Annotated in this window: 16 protein-coding genes; 11 read left to right on the top strand and 5 right to left on the bottom strand. The window is 63.3% G+C overall.

Annotated elements, in window-relative coordinates:
- Window positions 1-127: 127 nt before the first annotated feature.
- From DT068_RS17160 to DT068_RS17150, 3 genes are all read left to right on the top strand, one after another.
- The gene (locus DT068_RS17160) at window positions 128-1,528 is read left to right on the top strand and encodes an aminotransferase (protein ID WP_119391097.1); all 1,401 of its coding nucleotides are present in this window, start codon (window positions 128-130) and stop codon (window positions 1,526-1,528) included.
- Between the two features lie 180 nt (window positions 1,529-1,708).
- Window positions 1,709-1,957, top strand: a complete 249-nt coding sequence (locus tag DT068_RS17155) for a FitA-like ribbon-helix-helix domain-containing protein (RefSeq protein WP_119391096.1) — start codon at window positions 1,709-1,711, stop codon at window positions 1,955-1,957.
- Complete coding sequence (locus tag DT068_RS17150; RefSeq protein WP_119391095.1) at window positions 1,954-2,373, top strand: type II toxin-antitoxin system VapC family toxin; 420 nt, start codon at window positions 1,954-1,956, stop codon at window positions 2,371-2,373. The genes DT068_RS17155 and DT068_RS17150 overlap by 4 nt, the downstream gene beginning before the upstream one ends.
- Window positions 2,374-2,408: 35 nt before the next feature.
- Here DT068_RS17150 and DT068_RS17145 read toward each other — a convergent pair whose 3' ends face one another.
- The 4 genes from DT068_RS17145 to DT068_RS17130 form a co-directional block, all read right to left on the bottom strand.
- Window positions 2,409-2,942, bottom strand: a complete 534-nt coding sequence (locus DT068_RS17145) for a GNAT family N-acetyltransferase (RefSeq protein ID WP_162914263.1) — start codon at window positions 2,940-2,942, stop codon at window positions 2,409-2,411.
- Window positions 2,939-4,153 (bottom strand): winged helix-turn-helix domain-containing protein, encoded by a 1,215-nt coding sequence (locus tag DT068_RS17140; RefSeq protein WP_119391093.1) that lies wholly within the window; start codon window positions 4,151-4,153, stop codon window positions 2,939-2,941. The genes DT068_RS17145 and DT068_RS17140 overlap by 4 nt, the downstream gene beginning before the upstream one ends.
- A complete protein-coding gene (locus DT068_RS17135) occupies window positions 4,150-4,629 on the bottom strand; it encodes a GNAT family N-acetyltransferase (RefSeq protein WP_119391092.1) in 480 nt (159 codons plus the stop codon). Before DT068_RS17135 ends, DT068_RS17140 begins: the two co-directional genes overlap by 4 nt.
- A gap of 211 nt (window positions 4,630-4,840) precedes the next feature.
- Window positions 4,841-5,086: a zinc-finger domain-containing protein gene (locus tag DT068_RS17130; RefSeq protein ID WP_119391091.1), complete on the bottom strand. Its 246-nt coding sequence runs from the start codon at window positions 5,084-5,086 to the stop codon at window positions 4,841-4,843.
- A gap of 77 nt (window positions 5,087-5,163) precedes the next feature.
- On the opposite strand from DT068_RS17130, the gene DT068_RS17125 reads away from it, so the two are divergent.
- A complete protein-coding gene (locus DT068_RS17125; protein ID WP_119391090.1) occupies window positions 5,164-5,916 on the top strand; it encodes an alpha/beta fold hydrolase in 753 nt (250 codons plus the stop codon).
- A gap of 22 nt (window positions 5,917-5,938) precedes the next feature.
- On the opposite strand, the gene DT068_RS17120 is transcribed toward DT068_RS17125, so the two are convergent.
- Window positions 5,939-6,733, bottom strand: a complete 795-nt coding sequence (locus DT068_RS17120) for an enoyl-CoA hydratase (RefSeq protein WP_119391089.1) — start codon at window positions 6,731-6,733, stop codon at window positions 5,939-5,941.
- 220 nt (window positions 6,734-6,953) lie between these two features.
- Here DT068_RS17120 and cysE point away from each other — a divergent pair, with 220 nt between their 5' ends.
- From cysE to DT068_RS17085, 7 genes are all read left to right on the top strand, one after another.
- The gene (gene cysE, locus DT068_RS17115) at window positions 6,954-7,781 is read left to right on the top strand and encodes a serine O-acetyltransferase (RefSeq protein WP_119391088.1); all 828 of its coding nucleotides are present in this window, start codon (window positions 6,954-6,956) and stop codon (window positions 7,779-7,781) included.
- A 64-nt stretch (window positions 7,782-7,845) separates the two neighbouring features.
- On the top strand, window positions 7,846-8,055 hold the full coding sequence (locus tag DT068_RS17110; RefSeq protein WP_119391087.1) for a DUF3126 family protein: 210 nt from the start codon (window positions 7,846-7,848) through the stop codon (window positions 8,053-8,055).
- A gap of 218 nt (window positions 8,056-8,273) precedes the next feature.
- A complete protein-coding gene (locus DT068_RS17105; protein WP_119391086.1) occupies window positions 8,274-8,519 on the top strand; it encodes a helix-turn-helix domain-containing protein in 246 nt (81 codons plus the stop codon).
- A 25-nt stretch (window positions 8,520-8,544) separates the two neighbouring features.
- The gene (gene hyfB, locus DT068_RS17100) at window positions 8,545-10,557 is read left to right on the top strand and encodes a hydrogenase 4 subunit B (RefSeq protein ID WP_119391085.1); all 2,013 of its coding nucleotides are present in this window, start codon (window positions 8,545-8,547) and stop codon (window positions 10,555-10,557) included.
- Complete coding sequence (locus tag DT068_RS17095; protein ID WP_119391084.1) at window positions 10,548-11,501, top strand: respiratory chain complex I subunit 1 family protein; 954 nt, start codon at window positions 10,548-10,550, stop codon at window positions 11,499-11,501. The genes hyfB and DT068_RS17095 overlap by 10 nt, the downstream gene beginning before the upstream one ends.
- The gene (locus DT068_RS17090; protein ID WP_119391083.1) at window positions 11,501-12,163 is read left to right on the top strand and encodes a hydrogenase-4 component E; all 663 of its coding nucleotides are present in this window, start codon (window positions 11,501-11,503) and stop codon (window positions 12,161-12,163) included. Before DT068_RS17095 ends, DT068_RS17090 begins: the two co-directional genes overlap by 1 nt.
- Complete coding sequence (locus DT068_RS17085) at window positions 12,160-13,620, top strand: hydrogenase 4 subunit F (protein WP_368904785.1); 1,461 nt, start codon at window positions 12,160-12,162, stop codon at window positions 13,618-13,620. Before DT068_RS17090 ends, DT068_RS17085 begins: the two co-directional genes overlap by 4 nt.
- Window positions 13,621-13,629: the final 9 nt, after the last annotated feature.

The following is a 13,629-nucleotide window of genomic DNA, read 5'->3' as shown; positions in this document are numbered from 1 at the left end:
GGTCTCGCAGCTGCACAAGCAGGGGCTGGCGGCGCATCGGAGCCTTGGCTACAGTCTGCAAAGACACGGGAACGCCCTTTGTCGCCTTCAGATATTGAATGAACGTTCAGTCAAAAAGAGGAAAATCATGCTTCATCAGGCTAGCAACCGCTTCAACCCGGATGATCTGTGGCAGAAAGACCATGATCATTTCCTGCATCCCTATACGCATTTCGACAGTTTCCGCGAGGAGGGCTCGCTCGTCCTGGTCGAGGGCGAGGGCTGCTATGTCAAGGATGCCGAGGGCCGGCGCTATTTCGATGGCATCGGCGGCATGTGGTGCGTCAATGCCGGCTATGGCCGCAAGGAGATCGCCCAGGCGATGGCCGAGCAGGCGCTGCAACTGTGCTATACGACGACCTTCGTCGATGTGACCAACGCGCCGGCGGCGGAGCTTGCCGCGAAGCTTGCCTCGCTGGCGCCTTCCGGGCTCAACCATGTCGCTTTCGCCACCTCCGGCTCCTGCGGCGTCGACACGGCAATCAGGCTTGCGCATTACTATCAGTCGCGGCGGGGCGCGCGGGACCGCAAATACATCATCTCGCGCAAGAACTCCTATCACGGCTCTACCTATCTCGGCATGACGGTGGGCCTGCGCGATGGCGATCAGTCGGAGCACTTCCACTATGTGCCCGATCTCGTGCATCACCTGTCCGCGCCCTATCCCTATCGCCGGCCGGACGGCATGAGCCTTGCCGAGTTCAGCGACTTTCTGGTCGAGGAATTCCGCCAGAAGATCGAAAGCCTGGGGCCCGAGACAATCGCTGCCTTCATCGCCGAGCCGGCACAGGCCTCGGGCGGGGTCACCATGCCGCCGCCCAACTACCTGCCGCGCATGGCCAAGCTCTGCCGCGACAATGGCATCCTGTTCATTGCCGATGAGGTGGTGACGGCCTTCGGCCGACTCGGCCACATGTTCGCGTCGGAAGCCGAATTCGGCATCGTGCCCGACATCATCGTGACGGCGAAGGGTCTGACCTCGGGCTATATCCCGCTATCGGCGGTGCTCTATTCGGACAAGGTGCATGAGGTGATCAGCGCCCCCGACGCCGATGCGTGGTTCACCCATGGCTATACCTATTCCGGCCATCCGGTCGCCTGCGCGGTGGGGCTCAAGAATATCGAGATCATCGAGCGCGAGGATCTCCTGGGCAATGCGGCGCGCGTCGGCGACTATCTCGAGCGGCGCCTGGCCGAGCTTTCATCCCTGCCGATCGTCGGCGATGTGCGCGGCCGCCGCCTGATGATGTGCCTCGAATATGTCGCCGACAAGGAGACGAAGCGGAAGCTGCCCGACGAGGCGAATATCTCCAAGCGCATCTCGAATGAATGCGAGGCGCATGGGCTGCTGGTGCGGCCGATCGGCCATCTCGACGTGCTGTCGCCGCCGCTCATCATCACCAAGGGAGAGGTCGATTTCATCGTCGACACGCTGGGCGCGGCCATCCGCAAGGTCACCGATCAGCTGGTGCGCGAGAAGGCGATCTAAGATGAGCGAGGGAGCGGGCCGGGGCTCGCTCCCTCTTTAGAGCAGGATGATGCCTTGCCGCGTAGGGTCCTTTATGATGGGGAGCCCCATACAATTCATTGATTTCATTGGTTATTGCCGCCTTCTTGTATGATTTGTCATCATTGACTAATATGCAATCAATGATGTCATAGGTGAAATATGGCCAGCATGACCATTCGAGATATCGACGAAAAGCTAAAGGCAAAGCTACGCGTGCAGGCAGCGCGGCACGGTCGCTCGATGGAAGATGAGGCGCGTGACATCCTGCGCACGGCGCTCTCCCGTGAAGCCTCCCGCGCGGGTGGACTTGTCGATGCTATCCGCGCACGTGTTGACTTCATTGGCGGTGTGGACCTGGAAATTGCTCCCCGTCAGGCTATGCGCGATCCAGTAGATATCGACAGATGATTGTGCTGGACACGAATGTTCTGTCGGAAATGTTGCGGGTCAGCCCAGAGCCGCGCGTAGCGGAGTGGCTTAACGACCAACCGCGTGCTTCCATATTTACAACGACCGTCACGCGAGGAGAGCTTCTCTATGGTATCCGAGTGCTCCCCGCCGGTAAAAGACGCGATCAGCTTTGGGATGCCGTGATACGTATTCTCGATATCGACATGGCGGGACAGGTCCTAACCTTCGATAGTCTTGCTGCGGACGAATTCGCGCAGATCAGTGCGACCAGGCGAGCAACCGGTCGTCCAATCTCACAATTTGATGCGCAAATCGCGGGCATTACACGTTCGCGTGGCGCACAACTTGCCACACGGAACGCCAGCGACTTCGATGCATGTGGTTTTGACGTTATAAATCCCTGGCTCAAGTAAAGTGTCGGCACGCCGGGCGGGCAGCGCTCGTTCCCTCATTCCAGCAGAAACACGTCTTCCGGCCCATCCTCTTCATCGATCTGGACGCCGATCTTGCGGGCACCGAGCTTCAGCGCGACGCCGCGCGAGGCGGCATTGCCGGGCGCGATCGAGAAGATGAAATGCCTGGCGCCGCGCCGGCGTGCCCAATCCATGAGCGCGCGCACCGCTTCCTCGACATAACCCTTGCGGCGATGCTCCTCGAAAATCGTGTAGCCGAATTCGGCGCAGGCATCGCGTTGCGCCATTTCGTGGCGGGCGGGCAGGTCATGGAAATTGACATAGCCGATCGCCTGCCCGGTTTCCTTCAATACAATGGCGCGGATGGACCACGGGCGGTAGTCCGGGCATTCGGCCAGCTGCGGCAGGCGCCGTCGCGCCAGGGGAGCGACATCCTTCCATTTCCCGGGCAGGTCGAAGGCCAGCGACCGCGCCGCCTCGGCGACGTGACCAGCCTCCGTCGCTTCAAGCGCGTCCTGCGGCAGAAGTCGGAGGACCAGGCGCAGAGTGATGATGTCATCGTGCTTCATGCGCGTTTCAGGGCCTGGCGGAGAGGTTTGGCCAGGGACCCGCGCGCCGCCGCGGCGATATCGCCAAGCCCCAGCCATTGCGCCATGCGGCGCAATTCGGGTGTGGCGGCCTCGGCCGTTCGCATCATGTCGATCCCGTCCTCGCCATGGGCGGCATTCACACGCAGGAGGCCGGCCTGGCGGTCGGCCTTCAGGCAGAAGCGCGCGGTGAGCCGGTCGCCTTCCAGGAAGGGCAGGACATAATAGCCGTAAACGCGCTTGGGCTGCGGCGTGTAGATCTCGATCCGGTAGTGGAAGTCGAACAGGCGCTCGGCACGCGAACGCTCCCAGACGAGAGGATCGAAAGGCGACAGCAAGGTGTTGGCGCCGGCCTTGCGCGGTGAGCCCGTATCGCGGTGGCGATAGGCCTTGATCGTCCAGCCGTCGACCCTGGCCGGCACGATCACGCCTTCCTCGATGAGCGCCGGCATGGCTTTCTTGAAGGCATCGACCGGCAGGCGGAAATAATCGCGCAGATCCGCCTCGCTGGCGATGCCCAGCGCACGCGCCGAGAGATCGATCAACTGGCGAACCGCGTCCGCTTCCGGCACCATGGGGGCGTTCAGCGTATCGGCCGGCAGCACCCGTTCCGGCAGATCATAGAGACGCTCGAAGACGCGCCGCGTCGCCGCCGTCACCTCGCCGGTGTGGAAGAGATATTCGAGCGCGATCTTGCCCTTGTTCCAGCCCCACCAATTGCCGGTGCGCCCGCCGGGATCGGGCAGGTCGCTGACCGCGGTCGGCCCGTTGGCGCGTACATGCGCGCGCACCTCATTGACATAGGCCTTCTGCTCGCGCCCGAATGTCTCGAGAAACCTGTGCTCGCCCGTGCCATTTCGTGCGCGGTCCATCTTCCAGCGCAAAAGCGGATAGAGCTCGAGCGGCAGGAAGCTCGCCTCATGCGCCCAATATTCGAAGAAGCGGCGCTTGCGCCTGCCGAAAGTGCGCTGGTCGAGCGTGTCGTGGCTGTAATGGCCGGCGCGCGCGAAGACGGGCAGGTAGTGCGAGCGCACCAGCACATTGACGCTGTCGATCTGCAGGAGATTCATATGCGCGATGGCGCGCTCGATGCGCGTCCAGTTGGCCGTGCCTTCACGCTTCGGGCTGGCGAAGCCCTGGGCGACGAGGGCCAGGCGGCGGGCCTGCGCATTGGACAGCGTGTCGTTCTTCATGTGAAGACCTTGCGCATGTCGACCAGGAGATCGGAGAAGCCGAAACCGCGATAGGCCTCGCGCGCGCCATTGTTCAGGGCCAGCACGGTGATGCGCAATTCATCGCGGCCGGCGGCACGGGCCCGTCTTTCGCATTCATCGAGAAGCCTCCGGCCGATGCCGCGGCGGCGCGCCGCTTCGGCCACCACCAGGTCGCCGACATAGGCATAGGCGTAAGCGACCTCATCGCCCGCGCCATCCTCGATCACATTGGTGAGGATCGTCGCATAGCCCAGGGCATTGCCGTCTTCCGCGGCGATCAGGATGACGCCGTCATCCTCGGCGCATTGCTTCTTGAGAAGATCGATATACCACGAGCCCATATCGGCGGCGGGTTTCATGCGGTCGTAGAGCGCCACCTCATGCGCCTGCAACTGCCGAATCAGCGCCAGCATCGCCTCGGCGTCGGTTTCCCTGTATTCCCTGATCTCGATCATGCGGGCGGACGGTGCCGGTTCAGCGGTTGCAAATCAAGCTGGACAATCGCAAGGTGCGATGCCAGTTTGCGTCAGCATGTTGCGGACCCTCATCGCCATCATCTGCCTGACCGCGCTCACCGGCTGTGCCGCCTGCCTGCCGGGGCAGAGCAAGCTCGACAAGGGCATGGTCGATGAGACGGCGGCGTCGCAGTAACGCCGCTCGCGCCATTCAAGCCGCTTCGTCCGTCCACAAGGCATTGGCCGGCTTCGATTCCGTCGCGGCCAGGCGATCATTGTATTTATAAAGTGTCGAGCAATAGGGGCAGACGGTTTCCTTGTCGGCACCCATGTCGATGAAGATATGCGGGTGGTCGAAGGGCGGCTTGGCGCCAATGCACATGAATTCCCTGGTGCCGATCTCGATCGCCGGCACGCCGTCGCTGTTCTGGAAATGTGGTGTGGAGCCCGACGCCATGTCGCATCCCTGATTTAAGCTATTAGAGAAGGGCGCGATTAGCATATCTTTCTCCTTATCGCAAAGCACGAGGGCCCATGCCGAGTTTCCGTTCCGACATTGTCGATATCGCCTATGAGGTGACCGGGGAGGGCAAGCCTGTGCTCCTGATCCATGGCTTTGCCTCCAATCAGCGGGTCAACTGGTTCGATACGGGCTGGGTGAAGGCGCTCACCGAAGCCGGCTACCGGACGATCACCTTCGACAATCGCGGCCATGGCGAGAGCGGCAAGCTCTATGACGTTGCGGCCTATCCCGCCCCCGAAATGGCCGAAGATGCGCGCCGGCTTCTCGACCATCTCGGCATCGCGAAGACATTGGTCATGGGTTATTCGATGGGGGCGCGGATCTCGGCCTTTCTCACGGTCAAGCATCCCGACCGCATACGCGCCGCGGTCTTTTCCGGTCTCGCCGAGAACATGATCAAGGGTTTTGGCCGGTCGGAGCCGATCGCGGAAGCCCTGGAGGCGCCATCTGTGGATGTCGTCACCGATCCCGAGGCGCGGGTCTTCCGCATCTTTGCCGAACAGACGAAAGGCGATCTCAAGGCCCTTGCCGCCTGCATGCGCTCGGAACGGGCGAAGATCACGCGCGCCGAACTCGGGCAAATCCAGGTGCCGGTGCTGGTCGTGGCCGGCGAGGTCGATGATGTTGCCGGACGGGTGGAGCCCCTGGTCGAAGCCATTCCGGGCGCCCGCGGTGTGGTGCTGCCGCGCCGCAACCACATGAACGCGGTGGGCGACCGCCAGCACAAGGATGAGGTAATTAAGTTCTTTAATTCAATCGGTTAGGGCGGTTTCCTGGCATCCGGAATCAAGCGCCGGTGAAGCGCGGCTTACGCTTCTCGAGGAAGGCCCGCTGGCCCTCGGCATAGTCGGCGCTGGCGAAGCAGGCGGCGGCGAGCTCGGCCGGATCTTCGCTGACCTGTCGTCCCGCCAGCGCATCGACCGCCCGCTTGGACGCCTTCAAGGTGAGGGGCGCGTTCTCGGCGATGAGGAGGGCCAAATCGCCGGTTTCCGCCTCCAGCCGGTCAGCCGCCACGACGCGATGCACAAGGCCGGCCGTGAGCGCTTCCCCGGCGCCACAGCGCCGGGCCGTGAACAGCATCTCCTTGGCGAAAGCGGGGGACACCGCCTGCAGCAGGTCGCGCAGACCGTCGAGCGGATAGGCGAGGCCGAGCTTTGCCGGGGGCAAAGCGAAGACGGCATCTGCGGCCGCAATGCGCAGATCGCAGGCCAGCGCCAGAGCGAGCCCACCGCCGATGCAGAAGCCCTGGATCATGGCGATGGCGGGTTTCGACGTGTTGCGGAGCGCGGCGAAGGCTGCTCCGTTCAACACCTCATATTCTCTGACCTTTTCGGGCGCGGAGCGGGCATCGGCGAATTCGCTGATATCGGCGCCGGCGGCAAAGGCTTCCCGCCCGGCACCCTTGACCACCAGAAGGCGCGTCTCGGGGGCGCTGTCGAGGGCTTTCACCAAAGCGGGCAGGGCGGCCCACATTTCGCGGTTGAGGGCATTGCGGCGTTCCGGCCGGTTGAGCAGCAGGACACCCGTGGAGCTTTCGCGCCAGGCGCGCAAATAGGGGGTAGGGGAAGCGATTTCTGTCATAAGGCCCGCTTAGTGCAAATCTCGCCAAAGTTGAAGACTTTGGCGATAAGGATTTGCACCAAGCTATTGATTTGGCGCGAATCCTTTTCGGCGAAGTGAAATTCACTTCGCCGGGATGCGCGCAGAGAGCCCCCCGGTTAACGCAATGCTGTTGCTTTTCGGGGAATGTTCCCTATCTGCCGGGGAGTGGCGTAATATGAGGTCAATCAGGGAGAAACCGATGGTCCGCCAGTCGACAAATCCGCAAGTCGCCAGCCTCGATCCGGTCTGGGACCGCATCCGTGATGAAGCCCATGAGGCGGCCAAGAAGGACCCGAGCCTCGGCGGCTTCATCTTCGGCGCCGTGCTGAACCAGCCGCGCCTGGAAGATGCCGTGATGCACCGCATCGCGCAGCGCATGGCCAATGCGCTCACCGCCGAGCTGATCCAGCAGGCCTTCCAGGACGCGCTCGATGCCGATCCCGCGATCGGCGATGCGATGCGCGCCGATATCGTCGCGGTGCATGAGCGTGATCCCGCCTGCAACCGCTATCTCGAGCCGCTCCTCTATTTCAAAGGCTTCCAGGCGATCCAGACCCATCGCATGGCGCATCAGCTGTGGAAGATGGACCGCAGGGACTTCGCCTACTATCTGCAGAGCCGCGCTTCCGTGGTCTATACGGTCGACATCCATCCGGCGGCCCGCATCGGGCGCGGCATCTTCATCGATCACGGCCACAGCATCGTGATCGGCGAGACGGCGGTGGTCGAGGACAATGTTTCGCTGATGCAGGACGTGACGCTCGGCGGCACCGGCAAGGAATCGGGCGACCGGCATCCCAAGATCCGCCACGGCGTGCTCGTCGGATCCGGCGCCAAGATTCTCGGCAATATCGAGATCGGCCATTGCTCGCGTGTCGCCGCGGGCTCTGTCGTGCTGCATGACGTGCCGCCCAACCGCACGGTCGCGGGCGTGCCCGCCAAGATCGTCGGCTATGCGGGCTGCGCGGAGCCGGCTCTGGTGATGGATCACCAGCTCAAGGCGGACGCGCCCCAGGAAGCAGAATAGGCTTGTCTTGCCTTTGGCCGGGGGAGTAGACCTTGGGCTTCCCCGTTCAGCAAGGAAGGCAATAGTGCAACCCGACGAGATCAAGAAGCTCACCCGTTTTTTCAAGGCCAAGTTCCAACTCGCCAATATCGAGGTGCGCAAGCGCCCACAGAAGAGCGATTCGGCGGAGGTCTATATCGGCGATGAGTTCATCGGCGTGATCTTCCGCGATGATGAGGATGGCGAGCTCTCCTATAATTTCAACATGGCCATTCTCGATTTCGATCTCGAGTAAGCCGCAAGCGACGGGTGGCCGCTTTCAGACCGGCCATCATCGCCGAAGCCGACATGCCTCAATCAACCTCATCTGTTATCCGGTGCAATGTCGGCTTTGCGGCCGGCATGCCGCAGCGCCCACGCCCAGACCACAAGCGCTTCAGGCTCTGATGGGGAGTGACAGATGCATATCTTATCTGATATGATGTCTCATATCTAATATTCGATATCTGAAGCATGATTACTGCTGGCCAGCTGAAATCCGCCCGCGCGCTGATCGGAATTGATCAGCGCAAGCTTGCCGAGCTTGCCGGTCTTTCCTTGCCCACGATCCAGCGGATGGAGGCCAGCGACGGCGTCGTCCGCGGCAATGTCGAATCCCTCACCAAGCTCATTTCGGCCCTGGATGAGGCCGGCGTCGAATTGATCGGCGACGGTGCTGCGAGTCAGTCCGGTGGCCGCGGCGTCCGGTTGAGAACATAGGGCTGGACCATGGAGCAGGCCGCGCATGGATAATGTATCGCTCGCGCTGATGTGCGTGGCGGCGCTGCTTGCGACGGCTGTGCTTGGCGTCCTTGTCCGCAGATCTGCCGCGGCGAGCGGGCTGGTCTATTCGCTCTGCCTCATTCTCAGCCTCGCCATTCTCGCCGTGGCGGCGAGCCAGCTGCTCGGTGGGGCCGGCGCGACGGAGATCACACGCTTACCGATCGGCCTGCCTTGGGTTGGAGCGAATTTCCGCCTCGATCCGCTTTCCTCGTTTTTTCTGGTGGTCATTGATCTGGGGGCCGCGGCGGCGAGCCTCTATGCGCTCGGCTATGGCCGCCATGAAGATGCGCCGGAACGCATACTGCCTTTCTATCCGGCGTTCCTCGCCGGCATGAACCTCGTCCTTCTCGCCGCCGACGCCTTCAGCTTCCTCGTCGCCTGGGAATTCATGTCGTTGACATCCTGGGCGCTGGTGATGGCGCATCATCGCGATCCCGAAAACCGTCGGGCAGGCTATATCTATCTCGTGATGGCGAGCTTCGGCACGTTGGCGCTGCTCCTGGCATTCGGCCTGCTGGCCGGGCCTGCGGGCGGCTATGGCTTCGCCGACATGCGCGTGGCCGTTCACGCCGCCTGGCTTCCGGGCCTCGTTCTCATCCTGGCCTTGCTCGGGGCGGGGTCGAAAGCGGGCCTCGTGCCCCTGCATGTCTGGCTGCCTCTGGCGCATCCCGCCGCACCGAGCCATGTCTCCGCCCTGATGAGCGGCGTCATGACGAAAGTGGCGATCTACGGCTTCGTGCGCATCGTCTTCGACCTGCTCGGCGCTCCCGTCTGGTGGTGGAGCATCCTGGTGCTCGGGCTCGGCGCCGTCACGGTGGTGCTGGGCGTGCTGCAGGCCGTCCTGCAGCGCGATCTGAAGCGGCTTCTGGCCTACAGCACGGTGGAGAATATCGGCATCATCTTCATCGGGCTCGGACTTGCGCTCGCCTTTCAGGCAAACGGCATGACGGGGGCCGCGGCGCTCTCCTTCACCGCCGCTCTCCTGCATATTTTCAATCACTCGCTGTTCAAGGGACTGCTCTTCTTCGGCGCGGGGGCCGTCCTCAACGGGACCGGCGAGCGCGACATCGAAAAGCTCGGCGGCCTGATCCGCACCATGCCGCAGACGGCCTTCCTGGTCCTGGGCGGCTGCCTCGCCATTTCCGCCCTGCCGCCGCTCAATGGCTTCGTCTCCGAATGGCTGATCTTCCAGGCGATCCTCGTCAGCCCGGATTTGCCGCAATGGGGCCTGAAACTGGTGATCCCGGCGGTAGGCGCGCTGCTGGCGCTGGGGGCGGCGCTGTCGGCGGCGTGCTATGTGCGCGCTTTCGGCATCGGCTTCCTCGGCCGGCCGCGTTCACCGGCGGCAAGCTCGGCCCATGAGGCCGACCGACTCTCGCTGGCCGCGATGTTCATGCTGCTCGGCTTGTGCGTGCTCGCCGGCATTCTGCCCGGCTTTCTCATCGACGCCGTCGCACCGGCGGTAAGGGAAGCTGTCGGACACGCCATGCCGGCGCAAGCCTCGCTGCCCTGGCTGTCGATCGTGCCGGTGGCGGAAAGCCGCAGCTCCTATAACGGCCTTCTCATCTTCGCCTTTATCGTTATTGCGACGCTTCTCACCGTCAAGAGCATCCACCGTCTGGCGTCGCGCGCGATGAGACGCGGTCCCGCCTGGGACTGCGGCTATCCGGAGCCCAGCCCGCTCACGCAGTATACGGCGGACAGCTTTGCCCAGCCGCTGCGCCGGGTGTTCGGCGAGTTCTTCCTGGCGCGCGAAAAGGTGACGATGCCGAAGCCGGAGGACCCGCTACCGGCGCGGCTCGAGGTCAGGCTGCGCGACCTTGCCTGGGATATGATCTACTTCCCGATCGAAAGGACGGTCGCTCTCGCCGGCGAGAAGTTCAATGCTCTCCAGTTCCTCACCATCCGCCGCTATCTGGGCCTGGTCTTCGCGGCGCTGGTCAGCCTGCTTCTGGTGGTCGCGATATGGGCATGATCCGCGATCTCTTCCTGCAGGGCGTCCAGATGTTCCTGGTTCTGGCGGTGGCGCCGTTGCTTCTGGGCTTCACCCGCCGGGCCAAGGCGTGGCTGCTGCGCCGCAAGGGACCGCCGCTGCTCCAGCCTTATCGCGATCTCCTGCGTCTCATGCGCAAGGAGGTCGTGCTCGCCGAGAACGCGTCATGGCTGTTCCGCAGCGCGCCCTATATGATCTTCGCCGCCACCTGGGTGGCCGCGGCACTGGTGCCGACCTTCGCGACCGGCCTTCAATTCAGCTGGACGGCGGATCTGATCGTCATCACCGCCTTGCTGGGCTCGGCCCGCTTCTTCCTGGCGCTCGCCGGCATGGATGTGGGGACGAGCTTCGGCGGCATCGGCTCCAGCCGCGAGATGATGTTCGCCTCGCTCGCCGAACCGGCGATGATCATGATCGTCTTCACCGTGGCGCTCGTCGCCGGCACCACCCAGCTCTCGCAAGTGGCGGATTTCGTCTTCGCGCATGCGAGCCTGCGCGTGTCGCTGGCATTGGCGCTTGTGGCGCTTATCATCGTCGCGCTCGCGGAGAACACGCGCATTCCCGTCGACAACCCGGCGACCCATCTCGAGCTCACCATGGTGCATGAGGCCATGGTGCTCGAATATTCGGGCCGCCATCTCGCCGTGATCGAGCTCGCCGCAGCGCTCAAGCTGTCGCTCTATATTTCCCTCATTGCTTCCATTTTCGCGCCCTGGGGACTGGCGCAGGGGGATGCCGCGCCCGGCGCCTATGTGACGGCGGTCGTCGCCTATATCGGCAAGCTCGCCGTCGGCGGCTTCCTGCTCGTCCTGTTCGAGACGTCGATCGCCAAGATGCGGGTCTTCCGCGTGCCGGAATTCCTGGGCGCCGCTTTCATGCTTGGTTTCCTCGGCACCTTGCTTCTGTTCGTTTCACGGACCTTCTGATGGACAGGTTTGTTCTCGATTTCGCCCATACGCTCGCCGGCTTCATGGTGCTGGTCAGCTTCATGCTGCTCTACCAGGACCGCATGTTCAGTCTGCTGAACGTCTTCGCGCTCCAGGCCCTCGTCCTGGCCGCCTCCGTGGCCTGGCAGGCGCATGTCCAGGACGCCCCTCATCTTTATGTGACCGCCCTGATCGCGTTGGTGCTCAAGGCGATTATCATTCCGATCGTGCTGCATCGGGTCGTCGTCAGGCTCGGCATCCATCGCAATATCGAGACGGTGGGCGGCATCGGCCTCACCATGCTGTTCGGCATGGGCCTCGTCGCCCTGTCGATGGTGGTCATGCTGCGCGCCACCGCCGCCGCCGATCCGCTGGCGCGCGAGGATCTGGCCTTTGCGCTATCCGTCGTCCTCCTGGGTCTCCTGATGATGGTGACGCGGCGCAATGCGGTCAGCCAGATCATCGGCTTCATGTCGCTCGAGAACGGGCTCATCCTGGCGGCGACCGGCGCCAAGGGCATGCCGCTGGTGGTCGAGATCAGCGTCGCCTTTTCGGTTCTCGTCGCCCTCATCGTGATCGGCGTCTTCCTGTTCCGCATTCGTGAGCGCTTCGATTCGGTCGATGTCCACGCCCTCGACGAATCCCGTGGAGAACGGCAATGATGCCGGAAGGGATCGATCTGCCGGTCGCGCCGCTCGCCGCGCTGCTCGTCATCCCGGCCGTCTCGGCCATGGTTCTGGCGTTGCTGCCGGGCTATCGCCTTACCGCGCGCCTCAATGTGCTGGCGGCGTTCCTGACCTTCCTTTCCTCCTTGTCGCTTTTCGTCGAACGGCCGCAGCCCGGCAACTACCTGTTCGTCGACGACCTCAATGTCGTCTTCATCGTGCTGGGCACCTTTGTCGGGTTTACCACCAGCGCGTTCAGCGCGAGCTACATCGCGCATGAGATGGAGACCGGCAAGCTCACGCCGACATACTTGCGCTTCTACCATGCGATGTATCAATGCCTCATGTTCGCGATGAATCTGGGGCTTCTCGCCAACAATATCGGCCTCATGTGGGTGGCGGTCGAGCTGGCGACGCTGACGACGGTGCTGATGGTCGGCATATACCGCACGCCCGCGGCGCTCGAGGCGGCCTGGAAGTACTTCATCCTCGGCAGCGTCGGCATAGCCCTGGCGTTGTTCGGAACGATCCTCGTCTACATGGCGGCGCGACCGGTGATCGGCGAGGGCCATGACGCCATGGTGTGGACGGCGCTCATCGCGCGGGCGAAGGATTTCAGCCCCGAGCTGCTCAATGTCGCCTTCATATTTCTGATGCTTGGCTACGGCACGAAGGTGGGGCTGGCGCCGCTGCATGCCTGGCTTCCCGATGCGCACGCGGAAGGCCCGACCCCCATCTCGGCGGTGCTGTCGGGCCTGCTGCTCAATGTCGCGCTCTATGCGGTGCTGCGCTTCAAGATGCTGCTGGCGGCAAATCCGGGCGCCATCGCGCCGGGTCCCCTGATGGTGACGCTGGGGCTCGTCTCGCTCATTTTCGCAGGCCTCATGCTTTACCGGCGCCGCGACATCAAGCGCCTGTTCGCCTATTCCTCGATCGAGCATATGGGGCTCATCGCCTTCGCCTTCGGCATGGGCGGCCCGATCGCCAATTTCGCCGGTCTCCTGCACATGACGCTGCACAGCCTGACCAAGTCGGCGATCTTCTTCACCGTCGGCCATATCGCCCAGGCGAAGGGAACCCAGGATCTGAGCAAGATACGCGGGCTCACCGAAAGCCATCCGGTGCTCGGCTGGGCGCTGGTGCTGGGCGTCGTGGCGATCGCCGGCCTGCCGCCGCTCGGCATCTTCATGACCGAGTTCCTCATCGTGAGCTCGACCTTCGCGCGCGAGCCTGTGCTCGCGGTCCTGGTGGTGCTGGGGCTTCTGATTGCTTTCGGGGCGCTGCTGCTGCGATTGAGCGAGGCCGCCTTCGGTCCGGCCACGGGCGATACCAGCGCGGTCAAGGCGTCCTATGTGCCGCTCTTCGCGCATCTGGCGCTGGTGCTGGTGGCCGGCATCTACCTTCCCGGACCGCTGGTCGCCTGGTTCCGGAACGTCGCCGAGCTATTGGGTTAGGAGGCGATC

It is taken from the genome of Taklimakanibacter lacteus (assembly GCA_003576695.1).
In the GTDB taxonomy this organism is placed as follows: domain Bacteria; phylum Pseudomonadota; class Alphaproteobacteria; order Rhizobiales; family Aestuariivirgaceae; genus Taklimakanibacter; species Taklimakanibacter lacteus.
The sequence above is the reverse complement of the archived record's forward strand: the minus strand, read 5'-3'. Positions and strand labels throughout refer to the sequence as shown.